This window comes from Pseudoduganella sp. GW821-FHT11H04 (genome assembly GCF_058807935.1).
In genome coordinates this window covers 470343-491909 of record NZ_JBXARE010000004.1, presented here as the reverse complement: position 1 = coordinate 491909, position 21567 = coordinate 470343, and the positions used below count along the sequence as shown (strand labels likewise).

Genomic DNA, 21567 nt, shown 5'->3' with positions numbered 1-21567 from the left:
AGACACAAATGAAGCAGCGCACTCTCGTGGCGGCCCTCTTGCCCGCCCTCGCAGCGTTTTCCGCCGCCGGGGCGCCAACCACCGCCCTCACCGCTGCGCCGACCGCAGCAACGCCGCCAACCCTGGCTTCCTGTGACGCTCCGTTTGAGACGGTGCTGGCGCCCACCCAAGGTTTCGACGCGCGCGCCCTGTGGCTGGATGGCCGCCTGGCCAAATGGGCCGGCGTCCAGGCGGAAGGCAGCTTCAAACTCTATTACTCCAGCGCCGCAGGGATCAGCGCACCATTGGGCGGCACCGTCAGCGGCGCCGATGGCTCGCTACCCATGACTGCGACGACAGAGGCACTGGCCTCCCCGCTCGCCGACCGCTTCAAGTACACCGGCAACGGCACGCTGCTCGCGCTGTCCACCGCCGACAGCGCCCGTTTGCCGGCCATGCTGGCAAAGCAGCTCGTACTCGTGCAGGAAAACCAGGACGGCACCGTACGCGACGCGACCGCCCTGCAAGTTCCAGGAGCGCTGGACCAGATTTACGCCGCTGCCGAACAGGCTACCGACCTTGGCGCCACCGTCAACAAAGGCGGCACCACATTCAAGCTGTGGGCGCCGACCGCACAGCGGGCCTCCGTCTGCCTGTATGACACCGGCAGCAGCAAACCCAAATCCATCACCACCATGCACGCGGATGCGAAGACCGGCATCTGGTCCACCAGCGCACGCGGCAATCTGTCCGGCCGATACTACAAATATGTCGTTGACGTTGTGGCGCCCAAGACTGGCCTGGTACGCAACCTCGTTACAGATCCTTATTCTGTCAGCCTGACCACTGATTCCGCCCGCAGCTACATCGCCGATCTGGCCGATCCACGCCTTGCACCAGCCGGATGGAGCAAAGACCAGCCTCCCTCCACGGTGAAGTCGCAATCCGATATGTCGATCTACGAGCTGCATGTGCGCGACTTCTCGATCAATGACTTGTCGGTGAGTGCCCCGAACCGCGGCAAGTACACCGCCTTCCGTGAGACCGGCTCCAACGGCATGAAGCACCTGTCTATGCTGGCTAAAGCCGGCCTGACGGACGTGCACCTGCTGCCGGTCTATGACTTGGGCAGCGTGCCGGAAAAAAGCTGCGTTGCGCCCGTTGTGCATGGCGCACCTGACGGCGACCAGCAGCAAAAGATCGTCACCGAAAATGGACTGAAAGACTGCTACAACTGGGGCTACGACCCGTGGCACTACAACGCTCCGGAAGGCAGCTACAGCACCGACGCCTCCGACGGCGCGCGCCGCATCATCGAGCTGCGCGAAATGGTGATGGCCCTGCACAACACCGGCTTGCGCGTGGGCACCGACGTGGTCTACAACCACACCTATCGCGGCGGCCAGCATGAGCGCTCCGTGCTGGATCGCATCGTGCCCGGCTACTACCAGCGCCTGAACCTGAAAGGCGAGATCGAAAACTCCACCTGCTGTTTCAACACGGCGACTGAAAACCGGATGATGGCCAAGCTGATGATCGACTCGGCCGAGCTGTGGACCAGGCATTACCACATTGACTCCTTCCGATTCGACTTGATGGGCCACCAGCCGCGCGCGGCAATGAAAGCGCTGCATGCGCGCGTCAACAAGGCCGCCGGACGCCACGTGAACCTGATCGGCGAAGGCTGGAACTTCGGCGAAGTCGCGGACGGTGCGCGCTTTGTGCAGGCTTCGCAGCTATCGTTGAACGGCAGCGGCATCGGAACCTTCAGCGACCGCGCGCGCGATGCCGTGCGTGGCGGCGGCGCTGGCGATTCAGGCCAGCAGGTAATCGCACAACAGGGCTATGTGAATGGCCTCGTATATGACCCGAATGCCGGAGCTGGCCTGCGGCCGGTCGCGGACCTGATGAACGCCGCCGATCTTGTAAAGGTCGGCCTGGCCGGCTCGATCCGCAGCTACCGCATGCAGACTTACACGGGCGAGACCAAGGAGCTGCAAGCGATCGTCTATGGGGGCAACCAACCGGCCGGTTACGCCAGCCAGCCGAGCGAGGTAGTCAACTACGTGGAGAACCACGATAACCAGACGCTGTACGACATCAATGCCCTCAAGCTGCCTTTGTCCACCACCAGCGCGGACCGGGCACGCGTGCAAATGCTGGCAGCAGCGATCAACGCCTTCTCCCAAGGCGTGGCTTATTACCATGCAGGTTTCGAGATCCTCCGCTCAAAGTCGATGGACCGCAACAGCTTTGAATCGGGCGACTGGTTCAATCGCCTTGACTGGACCTACCAGACCAACTACTTCGGCTCCGGCCTGCCGCCTGCCGCGGACAATGGCAAAGACTACGCCTTGCTCCAGCCTTTGCTCGCCAACCGCGCGCTGCAGCCAACACCGGCCGATATCGCATTCGCCCGCGACACCTTCCGCGACCTGCTGCGCATTCGCGCAAGCAGCACGCTGTTCCGCATGCGGACTGCCGACGATATCAAGCAACGCCTGCACTTCCTGAATACCGGACCAGGCCAGGTCGCAACCGTCATCGCAGCCCGCCTGGATGGTACAGGTTACGCGGGCGCCGGTTTCAAGACGGTGGTTTACTTTATCAATGTGGATAAGGTGGAGCAGATCATTGTGGCTGCTGGTGAGGCAGGAAAGGCTTATCGCTTGCATCCTGTGCAGAGAAAGTCCACGGCTCGCTACGATGCTGCGACGGGAAGCTTCTCCATACCGCCACGCACTGCAGTGGTTTTCGTTGAATAAAACCCGGTAAACCTGGGTCAGACCCAAGGGTCTGACCCGCTTGTGCAGAGGCCGCGGGTTACGGGTTTATTGCGCCAGCAGGATTGTTGTGCTCTTGCCGTTGGTGTGCACGGCGCCGTTCTTCACGGTATAGCTGGCGCCGGAGTAGGCGTCTTTCACTTTTGCACCGTCGGCGAACACGCCGCCGACTGTGATATCGACTGGCTGGCCAGTCTTCACGTCCAGCGCCACGACTACTTTGTCTTCACCGCGTACGCGGCTGAAGGTGTATGGCGCATCAGCTAGTTTCTTATGTTCGCCGGCACCGATCGATGGGTGTGCCTGGCGGAATTTGCCGAGCTTTGCCCAATGCGTCCGTACCTTGGCGTAGGCTTTCAAATCTCCCCAGTTCATGAAAGAGCGCAGCTTGGCATCGCCTTTGGCGTCGGTCACATCGAGCCGGCGCGAAATCTCGTCGCCGTAGTAGATCTGCGCTGCACCAGGCGCCAGAAGCAGCTTGTTGGCGGTCTCGAAAGGCTTCTCGCGCGCAGGATCGAAAGGATTGCCATCGTCGTGCGAGCCCATATAGTTCATGACCGTATGCCCTTTCAGCGGGCCCGCAAGCTGCGTCGCGTATTTGCTGAAGAGAGACTCGTAATCGCCTTTGGCATCATGCACCATGCCGAAGTTGATCAGGCCATCAAAGCCGTTGGCGTAGAAATTGGCCTTCTCGCCGCCGCCCATATCGAAGTCGAGACCGTGCACAATGTTGTAGTTGTACACCTCGGCAACCATAAAGAAGCGCCCATCACCCATCACCTTCTTGGGATTCAGGCTTTTCCACTCGTCGTGCGCCGTGAGGGCGACTTTGCGCAGCTCGGCCCATACAGCGGGCTCGACATGCTTGGCCGTATCAGCGCGGAAGCCGTCAATGCCATACTTGCGCACCCAGTCTGCATGCCACTTCATCAGGTAGTAGCGCGGTGCGCGCGGATAACCGGTGCGAGCGAAGAAATTGTCCAGCTCTTTTACTTCACGCTCGTAGCGGCCTTCGGCCTTCCACTTTGCTGTCAGGGCGGCAGGAAGCTCCACCGCCACATCGCTCTCAGTGCGGAAATCCGGCAGGTTTTTCACCAGCGTGCAGCTGACTGTTGTCGGCACATCCTTGTATTGGCATTGCGGTTCGGTGCGCACCCAATCTTCCGGCCAGACAGGATCGGCATCCGTTACCGGGCCGGTATGGTTCATCACCACGTCCAGCAGAACGCGGATGCCGCGCGCGTGGGCCGCCTCGACGAAATCGCGAAAATCTTTCTCAGTACCCAGGTTGGCATCCATCGCGGTGAAATCGCGCGCCCAGTAGCCGTGGAAGCCGTATGACTTGCCAGTACCTTCATCCGTACCCGCATGGATTTGCTCGATAGGCGGCGTAGTCCAGATCACATCCACGCCCATGTCATCGAAATAGCCCGACTTGATCTTTGCCGTCAACCCCTTGAAATCACCTCCCATGAAGCCGCGCAGCGGCGCCGCATCGGCCTTGCGTCCATACGCGAGGTCATTGGCCTTGTCGCCATTGGCGAAACGGTCGGTGACCAGGAAGTAGACAGTCGCATTCTCCCAAAGGAAAGGCTTGGGCGGCGCCGCAAGTGCGCTGCGCGCGCCAGTGACAAGCAGTAAGGACAATGCGAGGGAAGAAAGTTTCATTCAGCTTTTCCTATGTAATGACTGTTGGATTGGTGCGGCCTGTATGCAAGGCGATACTTGCCACGCTGTCTGCAATGGCAATCAGCCCCGCGAGCGCTTGCTGCGTTGGGATATGGTGCTGCGATGGATCTGCTTCGTAGCGTTCGAGGTAGACGCGTAAGGTAGCGCCTTCAGTGCCGGTGCCGGAAAGACGGTACACGATGCGCGAGCCGTCCGTCATCATGATGCGGATGCCTTGCTGGCTGGCGTGCGAGCCGTCCACCGGGTCGGTGTATTCGAAATCATCGGCTGCCTGTACCTCGTAGTGGTTCAGTTTTTGGCCTGGCAAGTTGGCAAGCTTGATACGCAAGTCCTGCATCAGCAGGTGGGCGGCATCGGACTCTATGGCTTCGTAGTCATGGCGCGAGTAGTAATGGCGGCCGAAACGCAGCCAGTGGGCGGCAACGATGTCCTGCACCGAAGTGCCGCGTACCGCCAGCAGGTTAAGCCAGAAGAGCACAGCCCATACGCCATCTTTTTCACGAATGTGGCGCGAGCCGGTGCCGTAGCTCTCCTCGCCGCACAGCGTGGCTTTGCCGGCATCGAGCAAGGTGCCGAAGTATTTCCATCCCGTTGGTGTTTCGTAGCATGGCACGCCCAAGGCCTCCGCCACACGGTCGGCGGCACGCGATGTTGGCATGGAGCGCGCAATGCCCGTGATACCGTCGGCGTAGCCCGGAGCGACGGTGGCGTTGGCGGCCAGCACGGCCAGGCTGTCGGATGGTGTGACGACGAAATCCCGGCCTACGATCATATTGCGGTCAGCGTCGCCGTCGGACGCGGCGCCAAAATCAGGCGCCGCATTGGCACACATGATGTCGACCAGTTCTTCGGCGTTGACGGGATTAGGGTCGGGGTGCAGGCCGCCGAAATCTTCCCGCGGAATGCCGTTGATAACGGTGCCTGCCGGCGCGCCCAACATGCCTTCAAGGATTGCGTGCGCATAAGGGCCGGAGACAGCGTGCATGGCGTCGAAGCGCATGGTGAAGCCGCCAGCGAACAAGCGGCGAATGGCGTCGAAGTCGAACAGCTGCGACATCAGCTCCGCATAGTCGGCGACGGAATCAATGATTTCTACGGTCATGCCTTCGAGCACCGCGCAGGCGCCAGCACGATCGATGTCGATATCGGGTGCATCACTGATGCGGTATTGCGAGAGCACCAGCGTGCGCTGGTAGACCGCCTCGGTCAGCGCTTCCGGCGCGGGGCCGCCGTTAGTGGCGTTGTATTTGACACCGAAGTCGCCATCCGGGCCTCCAGGGTTGTGACTGGCCGACAGGATGATGCCGCCCATAGCTTCATGCTTGCGGATCACGCAGCTGGCGGCTGGCGTCGAAAGAATGCCTCCCTGCCCCAGCAGCACACGCGCAAAGCCATGCGCGGCGGCCATCTTCAGGATGACCTGGATCGCGCTACGGTTGTGGAAGCGGCCATCGCCGCCCAGCACCAGTGTTTTGCCGGAGGCATCACCCAGGGTATCAAACAGGCCCTGGACGAAATTTTCAAGATAGTGAAGCTGCTGGAAAACTGCGACCTTCTTGCGCAGTCCCGATGTCCCCGGACGCTGGCCGGGGATGGGAGTAGTTGCTACCGTCTGGATTGCCATATTCGCTCCTCCTCTTCAGAGGACATTTTTACCGCGAATGGCGCGTTCGGTGCGCGCCGCTGGATGGCTTAGGCTTCTTTCTTGGCAGCGTCGCTGACGATCAGGGTCAGGATGCCGCCGATCGCCATCGAGACGCCGCCCAGCACCAGCACGTTGACGGAGTGGCCACTGAACAGGTGCTTGATGACCGGGCCGAGCACCAGGTTGGCGACGATCTGCGGCAGCACGACAAAATAATTGAACACACCCATGAAGTAACCCATGCGCTTGGCCGGCAATGCGCCCGCCAGGATCGCGTAAGGCATGGTCAGGATGCTGGCCCACGCGATACCCACGCCGATCATCGGCAGCATCAGCATGTTCTTGTCGTGGATGAAGGCGATGCTGACCAGGCTCAGGCCACCAATCACCAGGCAAAGCATGTGCACGAACTTACGGCTGGTGGCGTGCGCCAGCTTAGGCAACACAAAGGCAACCAGCGCGGACACGCCGCCATACACTGCGAACAGCGTGCCAACCCAGTTGCCCGCTTCCTGGAAAATGGCCGACTTGCCGTCGGTAGTGCCGAACACATTTTCCGCCACGGCCGGCGTGGTGAAGACCCACATGCCCATCAGCGCGAACCAGGTGAAGAACTGCACCAGCGCCAGCTGAACCATGGTTTTCGGCATGTGCACGAAGCCGCCGAATACTTCTTTCAAAGAGAACAGCAGGCCGCGGCGCTGCGCTTTCTCCATACGGAATTTTTCCATGTCTTCCGGCGGCAGTTCGTCGGCCGTCAGCACGGTCCACAGCACGGACAGGAAGTAAGCGGCGCCGCCTGCATAGAAGGAATAGCGCACGGAGTCGGGAATGGCGCCGTTCACCACCTCATTACTGACATGCAGGAGGTTGGTGAAGAACATTGGCAGCAGCGAGGCAATCACGCCGCCCAGGCCAATGAAGAAGGTCTGCATCGCGAAGCCGGCGGTCTGCTGCGATTCATCGAGCTTGTCGCCAACGAAGGCGCGGAACGGCTCCATCGAGATATTGATCGACGCATCCATCAGCCACAGAACCAGGATCGCCATCCACAGCGCGGAGGAATTCGGCATCAGGAACAGCGCAATGCTTGCCAGCAGCGCGCCAACAAAGAAGAAGGGACGGCGGCGCCCCCACTTCGCGTGCCAGGTATTGTCGCTCAGGTAGCCGATGATTGGCTGCACAAGGAGGCCGGTGACCGGAGCGGCGAGCCAGAACAGTGGCAGTTCGTCCGGGGTCGCACCCAGGGTAGCGAAAATGCGGCTGGTATTGGTGTTCTGCAGCGCGAAACCAAATTGGATGCCGAAGAAGCCGAAGCTCATATTCCACAACTGCCAGAAGGTCAGGCGTGGTTTGCTGATGATCGAATGCATTTGCATACTGTCCCCGAGTAATTTGTAGCAAAATAACATGGCGATTTTGGACTGTCAATGCGAACACAGCCCGTAAACACGCAGTTTTATCGCAAATTTGTAGTCATGCTACAAAATTACAGCTAGTTTTGCCTTCATTGCACTACGTGCCGGCAAGACCACCTGCAAGGTGCGGGTGCGGGCATCCCAGCGCGACTCCAGGGCCTTGCCATCCAGCTTTACGCTGCGCGGGCGGCTTGCCACATTGTGCACCTTGAGCGTGTAGGCGCGCGCCACCGGCTGCCAGGACTTGCCGGCTTCGGTTTCGATGCCGATTTCAAAGCCGGACGCGGATGCTGCGCCGCTGAAGTGGGCGATTTCGTACTTGCCCTGCTGATAAGCGTTGGCGGTGGCGCCATCGTCGTCATACAGCTTGCCGCTGGTCGCGCCCGCGCTGGCGTCGTAGTAGTAATTCAACTCGATTTGCTTCGTGTTGTAGTCGCGCGTGGTCTGCACCACGTTTGCTAGCGGCACAAAGGCGCCAGCACGCACGAAGACCGGAATGTGTTCAGCCACTACCGGCACCACCTCATTGATGCCACCTTTATGCGCGGCGCCCGTGTAGAAGTCAAACCACACCTTGGCCGATGCCGGGAAGTTCACTTCCTTGCGCTGTGCGCCCGGCTCGGTAACTGGGGCGACGAGGAAGTCCCGGCCCCACAGGTAGGTCGAGGCCACGCCATTGTCGCCGCCCTCGAACATGATCGGGCGCATCAGCGGCAAGCCGGTCTGGCTGTTGTCGAAGGCCGCGCTGTAGTTATACGGCAGCATGGCGTAGCGCAGGCGGATCGCATCCCGTGCCAGCGACTTGGTGCGCTCGGCGCGGAACACTGGCTCCGCCGGCACCTCCTCCTGCGCGTGCGGACGGAAGACCGGCTGGAACACGCCGTACTGCAGCCAGCGAACATACAGTTCGTCATCCAGCATTGGCGAGGCGAAGCCGCCCAGGTCGGAGTGCATATAGGCCAGGCCCTGCATGCCCATTTGCAGCGCGATTTCCATCTGCGACTGCAGGCCGCCCCAGCTGCGCTGCACGTCGCCCGACCACGGGATCATGCCGAATCGCTGCGAGCCCGAATAACCGGCGCGCATCAGGATGAAGGGACGCTCATTCGGGAAATCTTTCTGGTAGCCCTCGGCGATCAGGCGCGCCCAATCATGGCCGTAGATATTGTGCACCTGGTCGGCGCCCAATTGGCCATTGCTGCCATGGCGCAGCGCAGATGGATGCACTTCTGGTTCACCCAGGTCGCCCCACCAGCCGGCCACGCCGCCCTCTTTCAGCTCCTTGTAGATTTTCCAGAACCAGTCACGCCCCTCGGGGCGGTACAGGTCAACCAGGCCAGTGTTACCGAAGTAGAAGTCGTACTTGAACGGGGCGCCGACGGTGTCGGTCGCCAGCACCCTCTTCTCCACTGCTTCCTGCCAGCGGCTCGAGGTAGTCAGCACGAAAGGCTCGGTGATGACGACCGTCTTTACGCCCTTCGCCGCAAGGTCGGCCATCATGCCTTTCGGATTCGGGAAGCTCTCCTTGTCCCAGGCCAGGTTGCCCATCGTGCCTTTAACGGTCTTGCCGAACCAGTAGAGGTCCAGCACCACGGCATCGACCGGAATCTTTTCGGCGATGAACTTGTCGACCACGGCGCGGGTTTCAGCCTCGGTGTGGTAGCCGAAGCGGCTGGCGAAATTGCCGAAAGCCCAGCGCGGCGGCAGCGGCTGATGGCCGGTCAGGCTGGTGTAGTTGGCCAGCACGTCTTCCCACTGCTCGCCCGCGATCACCTGGTAAGTCTTGCGGCCGCCGATAGTTTCGTAAGCCAGCGTGCCGTCTTTCTTGCTGTCGAAATCGAGGTAGCCGGTTTGCGGGTTATCGAAATGCAGCGCGTACTTCTTCGACGACAGCGCCATCGGAATCGTGAAGTTCAGCAGCTGCGAGCGCGCTTCGTAACCGTAGTGGGCGCGGTTGTACAACTGGAAGCGGCTGCCGCGGCGGTTCATGCCGGCTGCGCGGGCGCCGGCGCCGTACAGCGCCTCATCGCCATCCAGCGCGAACTCGATTGCCTCCAGATTGCCTTCGTGGCGATAGCCGCGCTTTTCCGCCACCAGCGGCTGGCCTTTGTAGGCGTAGCTGATGCGGAAAGGCTGTTTTTCCACATGCACGGTAATGCCCGGCGTCGCGAATTCCAGCACGCCGCCCTCTTCGCGTAGCGTGGTTGCCACACTAGCAGGCATCAAAACAACAGCATGCGACACCGGATCGGCCACCTCTCCCTTAGGGATAAAAGTGGTCTCCACCACCGCCGCGGAGTACGGTTTGATGATGTAAACACCATCGTTTGTGCTGATTTCCAGCCCGTTGCCCTTGTTTGCGGCAGACAGGAAATGGCGATCTGCGTTTTGCGCCAAAGCGGCCTGGCTAATCAGGGCCAATATTGCAAATTTAATTAGTTTCATAGGGTGATATATTACCGAGCAGTTTTATCTGAGAGGAGATTGAATTGATTAAAACGACTATGAAAAAGCCATTGGTCCTGGCCTTGGGCCTGGCCCTGGCGGCAGGTTTTGCCCACGCCGCGCCAGCCCCGAAAAAAGCTAAAGGCACCCCGGCAGAGGCGAAGAAATTCATCGCGCAGACCGAAGAGCAATTCGACAAACTGAACCTGGACGGCCAGCGCGCCGCCTGGGTTGCGCAAAACTTCATTACCGACGACACCGAAGCGCTGACCGCCTACTTTGGCGAACAGCAGCTGGATGCTTCCGGCAAGGCTGCGCTGGAAGCGCGCCGCTTTAATGGCCTGAAGCTGGGCGCCGACGATGAGCGCAAGCTGAAGCTGCTGCAACTGACGCTGATGCTGCCGGATCCGAAGGAACGCCAGGCCTACGCCGACGACAACGCCAAGCTGAATGGCGCCTACGGCAAAGCCAAGTACTGCCCTGAAGGCAAGCCATGCAAGGCGCTGGGCGACCTGGAAAAGACCCTGGCCACCAGCCGCGATCCGAAAGAGCTGCTGGACGCGTGGAACGGCTGGCATATGCAATCGCCTTCCTACAAGAAGCTGTACAGCGAGTACGTTGAGCTGTCCAACAAAGGCGCTCGCGAAATGGGTTACGCCGACACCGGCGCCCTGTGGCGCGCGGGCTACGACATGAAGCCGGAAGAATTCTCGGCCGAGATGGAACGCATCTGGCAGCAAGTGAAGCCGCTGTACGATTCGCTGCACACCTACACCCGCTACAAGCTGCGCGAAACCTACGGCCCGGACGTGGTGCCGCTGACCGGCCCGATCCCGGCCCACCTGTTCGGCAATATGTGGAGCCAGAGCTGGGAGAACATCTACCCGCTGCTGATGCCTGCCACCGGCGCGTCCAAGTTCGACCTGACCAATGTGCTGGAAGAGAAAAAGACCACGGCCAAAGAAATGGTGCAATACGGCGAGCGTTTCTACACCTCGCTGGGCATGCCAAAGCTGCCGGAGTCCTTCTACCAACGCTCGCTGCTGGAAAAACCGCGTGACCGCGACGTGGTCTGCCACGCCTCCGCATGGCAGCTGGATGGCAAAGACGACGTGCGCATCAAGATGTGCATCCGTCCGACCGAAGAAGAATTTGCCGTTATCCACCATGAGCTGGGCCACATTTATTACGACTTGGCGTACAAGAACCAGTCCAACCTGTTCCGCAACGGCGCCAACGACGGCTTCCACGAAGCGATCGGCGATACCATTGCCCTGTCCATCACCCCGAACTACCTGAAGAAGGTCGGCTTGATGAACGAGAACCCGGACCCGAATGCCGACATCGGCGTTCTGCTGAAGCGCGCACTGGCCAAGGTTGCCTTCCTGCCGTTCGCCTACTCGGTAGACAAATGGCGCTGGGACGTTTATGCCGGCAAAACCAAGCCGGCGGATTACGACAAGAGCTGGTGGCAGCTGCGCGAGCAGTACATGGGCGTGAAGCGTCCATTGCCTATGCTGGCTGACGGCTTCGACGCCGGCGCCAAGTACCACGTTGCTGCCGACGTGCCTTACGCACGCTACTTCCTGGCCCACCTGCTGCAGTTCCAGTTCCACCGCGCCCTGTGCAAGGAAGCCGGCTTTACCGGTCCGCTGCACCAGTGCTCGATCTACGGCAGCGAAAAAGCCGGCAAGAAGCTGTGGTCCATGCTGGAAATGGGTACTTCCAAGCCATGGCCTGAAGAGCTGAAAGCCGCCACCGGCGAAGAGCGCATCGACGGCCAGGCACTGCTGGACTACTTCGCTCCTCTGAAAGTCTGGCTGGACGAACAAAACAAACAGCTGGCTGCGAAGGCTAAATAAATAGCCAAGCAAAAAAACGGGGGCCGCGGCCCCCGTTTTCATTTCTACTGCACGCTTAGAACTTGTAGTTCGCGCCCAGCAGGACGGTACGACCGTACTTCTGGTATTCCAGCTGCTGGTTGTGGTTGCCGTTGTAGGTCTCGTAAGCGGCGTTGCGCAGGTTGTTCACCTGGAGCACCAGGCCTACGCCCTTGAACATGCCTTCGTTGAAGCTGTAGCCGATCTGGAAGTCGACGATGTTCTCGCCAACGACGTAGCGCAGCGAACGCTCACCAGCGAAGTTGCCGATCTCACCCACGAAGTCCGAACGCTTGCGCTGGCTCAGGCGGGTTTCGAAACCGTTCTTCTCGTAGTACACGGTCAGGTTGCTGGTGTGCTTCGACAGGCCAGGCAGCATGATGGTGTCGCCCAGGTTTGCGCTAGGTTCCTTGATGGTGATCGCGCTGTCGTTGTACGAGTAGCTGCCGCTCACGCCGAAACCGTCCAGGGTTGGGGTCAGCATGTTCAGCGGCAGGGAAGCGGTCAGCTCCAGGCCCTTCATGTTGCCGCCCTTGCCGTTGTAAGGAGCGCTGTAGTTACCGAATGGGGTGATCGCCTTGGTGCCTGGAATCTGCGCCGAGAAATCGTGGGTACGGGTCTCGGTGAAGATGTAGGTATCCAGCTTCTTGTAGAAGTAAGCCAGTGCTACGTAGGCCTTCTTGCCGAAGTATTTTTCATACGACAGGTCGAATGCCTTGGCGCGCCAAGGATCCAGCTGGGCGTTACCGCCGCTGCCGCCTGGTTTGAAGTCGTTGGTGCCGACGTTGAAGTCCAGTGCGGAACGCAGCTGGTCAACGCGCGGACGAGCGATCTGCTTGGCCATTGCCATACGGATGGTGTGGTCGTTAGGCAGCTGGAACGCCAGGTTCAGGCTCGGCAGCACGTCGGTGTAAGTCTTGCCGTCGTGGACTGGCTTGACTTGTTGGCCGGCTGGAGCGGTGCCGTCCCAGTATTTGGAATCGGACGACTGGTCGGTGTGCTGCACTTGCACGCCGATGTTACCGCGCACGCTGACATCACCCATCTCGTGTTCGATATTGGCCTTGGCGAAGGTCGTGGTGATCTTCTCGTTGACAGTCCAAGCCTTAGCGATCAGGTAGTCCTTGTCTTCGGTCGGAGCGAAGGTCATGTACTTAGCCACGACGCCCGGCACGTTCCATGCAGGGATGGTGCCCACGCCAGCCCAGCCCAGGTCGACCGAGTTGTACAGCAGGTCGGACGAAATAGTGGATGGTGCGCCTGCCAGGTTAATATTGCCTTCCGGCTGGTGCTTGACCTTGCTGCGGTCAGAATAATGCACGCCGATGTCGAAGCTGGAGAAGTACTTTTCAAGCATCGCGCCCGACTGGATGTTGGCTGCCAGCTTGAAGCCGTTCAGCGTATCTTCCACACGCGGGGTCTTGCCGTAGCCGGAACCGTAAATGGTGTTACGCACGTACAGGTTGGCTGGGTTGCTGTAATCGCGGCCCGGGTCCATGGTTGGGAAGCCGCCGCTGCGCAGCGACAGCGCTACGGAATCCAGGTATGGATTGCCGGCTACGTCGCTGATCTGCAGGTTGTTTTCCAGGCTGGTCTCGTCGCGTTTGGCGGTCGAGCGGCTGACGTCAGCCACTACGGACCAGCCATCCATACGCAGTTCGTTGTTCCAGCCGATAGCGCGGATGTCGTCCTTGCGCTTGTCGTACATGCCGCGCACCAGCGGGTACACATTGTTTGCAGTACCGGAGGCGAAGGAACCGTTGGCGGTGGTTACGTTGGTGAACAGCAGGTCAGGCTTGTTGCCGCCGTTGTAGCCGCCGATGTGCACTTCGAACTGGTTGGCGGTGTCTTCATGCTTGAAGCGCGACGCATACATGTCGATCATCGAGGTGAAGTTCTTGTTTGGACGGTACTGCAGCACGCCCATCAGGCCATCGCGCTTGTTGTAGCCGCTGCGCTCCAGGGACTTGATGCCGTCGGTGACATTGGTACCGCCAGGCACGCCTGCACGGGATTCATTCTTCCATGGCTCATACAGGCCGGTTTCCTGGTCCAGCACCGGGGAATCCAGGTGGGCGAAGCCCAGGGCCACACCGATAGTGCGGTCAGCGAACTGGTCGATGTAGCTGAAGCTGAAGCGGTTGCCGGTCGACTTGGTGTTGGCGATCTTGCCCAGCGAGTTCTTTTCCATGCGGGCGTTCATGGAGAAGGTACGGCCGCCGAAGGCCAGCGGACGCACGGTCTGCAGGTCCAGGGTGCCGGACAGACCCTGGCCAACCATGCCAGCGTCAGGGGTCTTGTAAATGGTAACGCCGCTGATCAGTTCCGATGGGTACTGGTCGAATTCAACGCTGCGGTTGTCGCCGGTGGAGACTTGCTCACGGCCGTTCAGCAGGGTGGTGGCGAAGTCCGGGGACAGGCCGCGCACCGAAATGTTTTGCGCACGGCCGGCAACGCGCTGGGCGGCCAGGCCTGGCAGGCGGGCGATGGATTCTGCGATGGAGGTGTCTGGCAGTTTGCCGATATCTTCCGCGGAGATGGCCTCGACGATGGAAGTTGCGTTTTTCTTCACCGAAATCGCGTCTTCAATACCGCGGCGGATACCCGACACAGTCACGGATTGGATCGGCGCCTCAGCTGCCTGGCCGGTGGTGGTGGTCTGCGCGTACGCAGAGCCCGCGAACGCGGATACAAAAATTGCACACCCAGCCGCAACCGGACTCAGTCGGAAAGCGGTATTGCCTCGCTTGTTGGCGAAGATAGTCATCAAAGTCCCCTCACTCATTAAACATTTTTTCCCGCAACCTACACAGACCGGTTTATTTCGACTACACGGGAATCCTTGGAAAGCGAACGCTCTTACGGACGCTCTGAAGCGGATTCTGTACTAAAACTAGATTTGGTGTCAATGAATGACAATCATCACAAACATGTATTTCTCCCGTTTGCTACGGGCTCCCTCTGGGAAACACAGCTGTCGCGTTGTATTTCGGCTACAAATTTAGACAGTTGGATGTGTAGTAGAACTACAGTCAATTTGGGTGTATTGTCGGGTCCGAAGACATTCCGACCGGAGATTTGATGAAGAAGACCGCCTTGGCCGCCCTCCTGGCCGTTACCATGCTGACAACTGCCGTTGCGGCGCCTGCGACCGTAGACCATATGGAACCGCCGTTCTGGTGGGCCGGTATGCAGAACCCAAAGCTGCAGCTCATGGTGCATGCACCGAAAGTGGCGGACCTCGAACCTTCCATTCATTACCCCGGTGTAAAAATTGGTGGCGTGAACCGCGTCGCCAACCGCAATTACATGTTTATCGACCTGGTGCTGGCGCCGGACGTGGCGCCGGGCCGTTTTGACATCCGCTTCTCGGCGCCAGGCAGGAACGGCCTGACCTATAGCTACCAGTTGCTGCCGCGCGCGCCGGGATCGGCGCAGCGCCAGGGCTTCAATAGCAGCGATGCGATTTACCAGGTCATGCCGGACCGCTTCGCCAACGGTAATCCCTCCAACGACAATGTGGCAGGCATGCCGGACAAGGCCAACCGCGCCGATGGCAATAGCCGCCACGGGGGCGACCTGGCCGGCATGGCGGCCCACCTCGATTATGTGAAAGACCTGGGCTTCACGCAGGTCTGGCCTACGCCGCTTGTGGAAAACAACCAGGATACCCACTCCTACCACGGCTACGCCGCCACCGACTATTACAAGATCGATTCGCGCTACGGCAGCAATGAGGATTACCGCGCCTTTGTGGCGCAGGCTCGTACGCGCGGCATCGGCGTGATCCAGGACGTGGTGCTGAACCACATCGGCAGCCACCACTGGTGGATGAAGGATATGCCGATGCAGGACTGGCTTAGCTACGACGGCAAGTACACGCCTACCGCGCATCACCGCGTGGCCAATATCGACCCGTACGGCAGCAAGGAAGACGCGCGCAACTTCACCCAGGGTTGGTTCGGGCCGCATATGCCGGACATGAACCAGAGCAATCCCTATGTGTCGAACTATCTTATCCAGAACAATATCTGGTGGATCGAATACGCCGGCTTGTCCGGGCTGCGCGTGGATACGTTTGGCTATTCCGAAACACCCTTCCTGACCGAGTGGTCCAAACGCATATTGGCGGAGTATCCCAAACTGAATATGGTGGGCGAGGAATGGAGTTCACGCATTCCTATCGTGGCGCGTTGGCAGTCGTTGAATGCGCCGAGCATGATGGACTTCCCGCTCAACGACGTACTGCGCAAGGCGCTGGGCGATACCGACGGCACTTACCGCCTGTACGATGTTTACGAGACGCTGGCACAGGACTACCTATATGCGAATCCGTCCAATCTCGTGCTATTCGAAGGCAACCACGACCTGGCGCGCAGCTTCAGCATGGTGAATAGCGACCCTGCCCTGTTGCGCATGCTGCTGGCGTTCACCTTTACCGCGCCGCGCATTCCGCAGTTCTATTACGGCACCGAGGTGCTGATGCCAAGCACGGTCAAGGGCCGCGACGATCCGTCCTACCGCCGCGACATGCCGGGAGGCTGGGCTGGCGACAAGGTAAATGCCTTCACCGGCGAAGGCCTGAGCGCGGAACAGCGCGAAATGCAGGCCTTCGTGAAGAAGCTGGTCAACTGGCGCAAGACTTCCAGCGCCGTCCAGCATGGCAGGACAATGCAGTACGGGCCGGAACAGGACACCTATGTCTACTTCCGCTTCGACGGCAAGCAGAAGGTGATGGTGGCGCTGAACAAGAACGACAAGGAAATGACGCTTGATGCGGACCGCTTCCGCGAGATGCTGGCGGGTGCGCGCAGCGGCACAGACGTGATCACCGGCCGCGAGGTCCCGTTGGTGGGCAAGTTCACCCTGCCCGCCCGCTCGGTGCTCGTGATGGAGATCAAATAATGCGCAACCATTCGCGCAAGTCCGCCTTCGCTGCACTGATCGTCGCCGCCCTCGCGGCCGCAGGCACTTCCGCGCAGGCCGGCACCGCTGTCGAAGTACCTTTCGGCGCCTACAAGGCGAGCTTCGCGACACCCGATGCGCAAGCGGCGCTGCGCAGCTATACGCAATCGACCACCATGCCCCTGCGCGACAACGCGCCGCAATCGATCACCTACGCCGAGCAGGCAGGCTTGCCGCAAGTTCGCAGCGGCAACCTGGCCTTCGACGCCCTGTTCGCGCTGGCGATCACGGAGATGAAGCAGGATTCCGTCTCCGCCATCCGCGACGGCAGCTACAACGACGGCGCAGCAATCGCCTGCGAGTGCTTCGAGACCGGCGAGAAGTGGCACTACGTGTGGACGCGCGACCTGTCATATGCCGCCAACCTTGGCTTGGCCTTGCTCGACCCGCAGCGCACGCGCAACTCGCTGCATTTCAAGCTGTCCGGCTACCGTGGCGGCAAGCCAGCGCTGGCGGCAGGCAGCGACGATGGCTTACAAATCGTGCAGGACACCGGCAGCGGCGGCAGTTGGCCAGTCAGCTCGGACCGCGTGAGCTGGGCCTTCGGCGCCGAGCAAGCGCTGAAGGTCGTACCCGCCGACGAGCGGGCGCACTTTGCCGCCATCGCCCTGCAAGCCCTCCGCAACACCATCGAGAACGACCGCATCGCCGTCTACGATCCCACCAGTGGTCTGTACAACGGTGAAGAATCCTTCCTCGACTGGCGCGATCAGTCCTATGCCGCGTGGATACCTAACGACTTGTCCAGCATGGCGACATCCAAAGCATTGTCAACGAATGTCGCGCACTTCAAGGCCCTGACGCTGGCGGCCGAACTGGCGCAGCAGGCAGGCGAACACGACACCTCCCAACGCTACACACGTTGGGCGGGAGACCTGAAGCTCGCCATCAACGACCGTTTATGGCTCAAGGATGCAGGCATGTACAGCAGCCTGACTGCCGGCCATTTCGACGGCGCGGCCATGCACAAGTTTGACTGGCTTGGCCAGTCACTCGCCATCATCGCCGGCGTGGCAGATGCCGAACAGGCGCAATCCATCCTGGCTCACTACCCACACGGTCCGCTGGGCGCACCGGTCATCTGGCCGCAGCAGCCGGGCGTTCCGGTGTACCACAATCGGGCGCTGTGGCCCTTTGTAACCGCCTACGGTTTGCGTGCGGCGGCGCTGTACGGGAATGTCGCAGTGGCGGATGCCGCCTACGCCAGCTTGCTGCAAGGCGCGGCGCTCAACCTTTCCAATATGGAGAATATGGAGTGGCGCACCGGCGATTCGTCCGCACCGGTCATCAACTCACGCAGGCAGCTTTGGTCGGTAGGTGGTTTCTTGGGGATGGTGGTGCAGCAGGTTTTCGGTGTTGGTGCCGATGCCGAGCGCTTGCATGTGAATCCTTTCATTACCTCACGTCTGCGACGCGAATGGTTTGCGGGCAGCGATGCGATCGAACTGTCCGGGCTTTCCTTGCACGGTAAGCGCTTGCACCTGAAAATCAAGCTGCCTCCCGCGGAGATGCGCGAAGGCTACTACATGCCGATTGGCGGCAAGCTGAATGGCAAGGATGCACGAAGCCCGGTCGCATGGAGCGAGCTCGCGGAAGATAACCTGATTGAAGTGGAAATGGGGCCGCTGGTCCAGGGGCGGGAGCAGATCACCGTCGCAGGCAGCGAAGGCGCATCCACTGCGCCGCTGGAACCCGTCTTCCAGCAAAAGCCGGGCGCCAATGCAGCCTTCCGTATTGCGCCCGGTACGGGAACTCGGGAGGATGCGCGCTATAACGTGTACCGCGACGGCCAACTCGTCGCCACCAGCGTGGCAGCAGGCGAGTGGACGAACCGCACGGCCGGGACCGCGGCGGCGTGCTACGCGGCGGAGGCGATCTACCCGGGCAGCGGTACGCGCAGTCACCATTCGCAGCCGCTCTGCCCCGCCGCCATTGCAGCGGATGGCAGCGCAGCGCGCGGTGCGGGCGACGCGGTCAGCGTATCGCGGGATGGCCGCTACAACGTCCAGCTGCGCTACAACAACCATGCTCATCGGATCAACCTGGGCATCACCAACTCAGTGCAAATGCTGCGCTTGCGCGACGGGCAAGGCAAGGTAGTGGCGGAAGGCGTCGTCCAGATGCCGCACAACGCGCCGGCCAACGGCCCCGCGTGGTCGACGCCGCTGACGGCCGCATTGAAGAAAGGCAGCTACAAGCTGGAGCTTCAGCCCTTCTACAATATGAGCAGCCTGCAGAGCAACGCAAGCTACGCTGACGCCGGCGGTACGAGCGGCGCCCGCAACAGCGCTGACGTGCTGGCCGCGCGTGCGCTGCCCGCTGCTGCCGCGGCGAAACCGCCCAAGCACGGCACTTTGCAATTGGTGGAAAAATTCAAATCCCCCCAATTGGGCAACGAACGCACGCTGCGCATCTACCTGCCCCCAAGCTATAGCAGCGACACCAAACGCCGCTACCCGGTGCTCTACATGCACGATGGCCAGAACCTGTTCGATCCAATGACCGCCAGCTACGGCACCGAATGGAATATCGACGAAGTCGCAGACCGCCTTGTGCGGCAAGGGGAAATGGAAGAAGTCATTGTCGTCGGCATCGACAACACCAGCGACCGGATGAGCGAATACACCGGCAGCCGCGACCCGCAATACGGCGGAGGAAAGCTCGATTCCTACGCAGCCTTCGTCGCGAAGACAGTCAAGCCCTGGGTCGACCAGCAATACCGCACCAAGCCAGGCCGCGAGCACACGGCAGTGATGGGCTCGTCGCTTGGCGGCCTCGCATCCATCGGCATTGCCCAGCGCTATCCGCAACTATTCGGGATGGCAGGCGGCGTATCCAGCTCCTTCTGGTGGAACGGCCAGGAAGCGCTCAAGCATCCGCTGCAAAAGCTGCCGGTCAAGTTTTACATCGATGCGGGAACGGTCAATGACGGCCTGGAAGAAAGCGAAGCATTCCGCCAGGCCATGGTGAAACAAGGCTACCTTGAAGGCCGGGACCTGCTGTTCCTGGCCGATCCGGGCGGACGCCATAACGAGCAATCCTGGGCCAGCCGCGTGCATGTCGCGCTGGCCTGGTTCTTCGGTCGCCCAGCCAACTCGCCCCGATAGCCTTACGCTGCAAGCGTCCGCAGGCCACGGCTTGCGGACAGCTGCAATCGCGCGGTGCCACCGCCGCCGGCCTCACGCAACCTGAACACGGAAACCGCCTCCGTCAGGCTGGCAGCCTGCTGCTGCAAAGCTTCGGCGGCAGCCGCCGCCTCTTCCACCAGCGCGGCGTTCTGCTGCGTCACGGTGTCCATTTGCGTGATGGCATCGCTGATCTGCTCGATCCCCTCGCGCTGCTCTCCTGTGGCAACGGCAATCTCGCCGATCATCGAAGTCACGCGCCGAACGCTGTTGACCACCTCCTCCATCGTCACGCCGGCCTCGCCGACCAAGCGGCTGCCCTCCTCCACGCGCTCGACGGAATTACCGATCAGCTCCTTGATCTCCTTCGCAGCAGCTGCCGAACGATGCGCCAGGTTGCGCACTTCACCCGCCACCACAGCAAAGCCGCGACCCTGTTCACCGGCGCGGGCCGCTTCCACTGCCGCATTCAGCGCCAGGATGTTGGTCTGGAACGCAATGCCATCAATTACGCCAATGATGTCGACGATCTTGCGCGAAGATTCGTTGATCGCGCCCATGGTCTGCACCACTTCCGACACAGTGGCGCCGCCGCGCACCGCAACATTGGAAGCCTCATCGGCCAGCTTGCGCGCCTGCGTCGCGTTCTCATTGTTCTGACGCACAGTGCTGGTCAGCTCCGTCATCGACGAAGCGGTTTCCTCAAGCGAACTGGCTTGCTGTTCGGTGCGGGTCGACAGATCCATACTGCCAGTCGCCACCTCGCTCGACGCACTGGCAATGGTCTCCGTGCTTACGCGCACGCGGCTCACGATATCCGACAGGTTGCCGCTCATTTGCTTCAGCGCCCCCAACAACTCGCCCACCTCATCCCTCGTCCTCACGTTCACCTCACGGCTCAGGTCACCGGCCGCCACGGTCTTGGCGATATCAATCGCTTCGTCGAGCGGGCGCGTGATGCCCTTCACGATCCACCACACGATGGCAGCGCCTACGGCAGTGGTCACGACCAACACCACCAGCAGCGTGATGGTGGCGGAACGCGCGGTCGCTTCGGCCGCCGAAGCTGCCTCCGCGGCATTCTTCTTGGATTGGGTATCGATGAATTCAACGATCTCGTCGATCTTTTTGGTCGGCGGGCGGTCCATGCCGGCCACAGCCTTGTCGACGATCTTGTAGCTCTCCGGATTGGCCGTGTCGAATTGCTTGAGCGCGGCCATATAATTCTTGCCCAGTTCCTCATGCATCTTGATGGCTTCATCGTCGAGGTTGGTTTGCAGGTTCAGCTTGCTGAACAAGCCGCCCAGCTTTTTCAGCTCGGCATTCGTCGCCTCCCCACTCTTGACGAAAGCTTTCGAATATTTGTCGAACTGCGCCTGATCATGGCCGCGCACCAGGATATTCTTCCACTCCTGCACCTGGATCTTGAATTCGACTTGCGCGCCGCGCGCCGTATCAACAGCCTGGGTCAGGTCAACCGAGCGCTGCATGCTTTGGGCATTATTGGCTTTGATCGCGTTGATGGCGCTCCAGCCCTGGTAGCCGACCGTGAGGAGGGCCAACATAAAGAAAGCGCCGAGCAAGCCCAGGCGCACTCCGATCTTAAGATTGCCGAAGTTCATGATTAGTTTCCCCTAG

General features: G+C 60.6%; 10 protein-coding genes. 4 read left to right on the top strand and 6 right to left on the bottom strand.

The window, feature by feature from the left end; genetic code table 11:
- Positions 1–8: 8 nt before the first annotated feature.
- Complete coding sequence (locus tag AC1RTP_RS12455; protein WP_498607907.1) at positions 9–2744, top strand: alpha-1,6-glucosidase domain-containing protein; 2736 nt, start codon at positions 9–11, stop codon at positions 2742–2744.
- A gap of 66 nt (positions 2745–2810) precedes the next feature.
- Here the strand turns inward: AC1RTP_RS12455 and AC1RTP_RS12450 are convergent, their stop codons facing one another.
- The 4 genes from AC1RTP_RS12450 to AC1RTP_RS12435 form a co-directional block, all read right to left on the bottom strand.
- Positions 2811–4430 carry an alpha-amylase family glycosyl hydrolase gene (locus AC1RTP_RS12450; RefSeq protein ID WP_498607905.1) on the bottom strand — a complete coding sequence of 540 codons (1620 nt, stop codon included), beginning with the start codon at positions 4428–4430 and terminating at the stop codon, positions 2811–2813.
- Positions 4431–4440: 10 nt separating this feature from the next.
- On the bottom strand, positions 4441–6075 hold the full coding sequence (locus AC1RTP_RS12445; protein WP_498607904.1) for an alpha-D-glucose phosphate-specific phosphoglucomutase: 1635 nt from the start codon (positions 6073–6075) through the stop codon (positions 4441–4443).
- A 68-nt stretch (positions 6076–6143) separates the two neighbouring features.
- Positions 6144–7475: an MFS transporter gene (locus AC1RTP_RS12440; protein WP_498607902.1), complete on the bottom strand. Its 1332-nt coding sequence runs from the start codon at positions 7473–7475 to the stop codon at positions 6144–6146.
- Positions 7476–7577: 102 nt separating this feature from the next.
- A complete protein-coding gene (locus AC1RTP_RS12435) occupies positions 7578–9959 on the bottom strand; it encodes a glycoside hydrolase family 31 protein (protein ID WP_498607900.1) in 2382 nt (793 codons plus the stop codon).
- Positions 9960–10018: 59 nt separating this feature from the next.
- Between AC1RTP_RS12435 and AC1RTP_RS12430 the strand changes: the two genes are divergently transcribed.
- A complete protein-coding gene (locus tag AC1RTP_RS12430) occupies positions 10019–11821 on the top strand; it encodes a M2 family metallopeptidase (RefSeq protein WP_498607899.1) in 1803 nt (600 codons plus the stop codon).
- A 55-nt stretch (positions 11822–11876) separates the two neighbouring features.
- Here AC1RTP_RS12430 and AC1RTP_RS12425 read toward each other — a convergent pair whose 3' ends face one another.
- On the bottom strand, positions 11877–14606 hold the full coding sequence (locus AC1RTP_RS12425; RefSeq protein ID WP_498607897.1) for a TonB-dependent receptor: 2730 nt from the start codon (positions 14604–14606) through the stop codon (positions 11877–11879).
- A gap of 314 nt (positions 14607–14920) precedes the next feature.
- Between AC1RTP_RS12425 and AC1RTP_RS12420 the strand changes: the two genes are divergently transcribed.
- Positions 14921–16744 (top strand): glycoside hydrolase family 13 protein, encoded by a 1824-nt coding sequence (locus AC1RTP_RS12420; protein WP_498607895.1) that lies wholly within the window; start codon positions 14921–14923, stop codon positions 16742–16744.
- Entirely contained in the window at positions 16744–19911 is a 3168-nt protein-coding gene (locus AC1RTP_RS12415) for an alpha/beta hydrolase-fold protein (protein ID WP_498607894.1), read from the top strand. The genes AC1RTP_RS12420 and AC1RTP_RS12415 overlap by 1 nt, the downstream gene beginning before the upstream one ends.
- Positions 19912–19913: 2 nt before the next feature.
- Here the strand turns inward: AC1RTP_RS12415 and AC1RTP_RS12410 are convergent, their stop codons facing one another.
- The gene (locus AC1RTP_RS12410) at positions 19914–21551 is read right to left on the bottom strand and encodes a methyl-accepting chemotaxis protein (RefSeq protein WP_498607892.1); all 1638 of its coding nucleotides are present in this window, start codon (positions 21549–21551) and stop codon (positions 19914–19916) included.
- Between the last annotated feature and the right edge of the window lie 16 nt (positions 21552–21567).

Excerpts from the sequence above, each read along its gene's own strand:
- AC1RTP_RS12455 (WP_498607907.1), top strand. The coding sequence starts at position 9 with ATGAAGCAGCGCACTCTCGTGGCGGCCCTCTTGCCCGCCCTCGCAGCG.
- AC1RTP_RS12450 (WP_498607905.1), bottom strand. The coding sequence starts at position 4,430 with ATGAAACTTTCTTCCCTCGCATTGTCCTTACTGCTTGTCACTGGCGCG.
- AC1RTP_RS12445 (WP_498607904.1), bottom strand. The coding sequence starts at position 6,075 with ATGGCAATCCAGACGGTAGCAACTACTCCCATCCCCGGCCAGCGTCCG.
- AC1RTP_RS12440 (WP_498607902.1), bottom strand. The coding sequence starts at position 7,475 with ATGCAAATGCATTCGATCATCAGCAAACCACGCCTGACCTTCTGGCAG.
- AC1RTP_RS12435 (WP_498607900.1), bottom strand. The coding sequence starts at position 9,959 with ATGAAACTAATTAAATTTGCAATATTGGCCCTGATTAGCCAGGCCGCT.
- AC1RTP_RS12430 (WP_498607899.1), top strand. The coding sequence starts at position 10,019 with ATGAAAAAGCCATTGGTCCTGGCCTTGGGCCTGGCCCTGGCGGCAGGT.
- AC1RTP_RS12425 (WP_498607897.1), bottom strand. The coding sequence starts at position 14,606 with ATGACTATCTTCGCCAACAAGCGAGGCAATACCGCTTTCCGACTGAGT.
- AC1RTP_RS12420 (WP_498607895.1), top strand. The coding sequence starts at position 14,921 with ATGAAGAAGACCGCCTTGGCCGCCCTCCTGGCCGTTACCATGCTGACA.
- AC1RTP_RS12415 (WP_498607894.1), top strand. The coding sequence starts at position 16,744 with ATGCGCAACCATTCGCGCAAGTCCGCCTTCGCTGCACTGATCGTCGCC.
- AC1RTP_RS12410 (WP_498607892.1), bottom strand. The coding sequence starts at position 21,551 with ATGAACTTCGGCAATCTTAAGATCGGAGTGCGCCTGGGCTTGCTCGGC.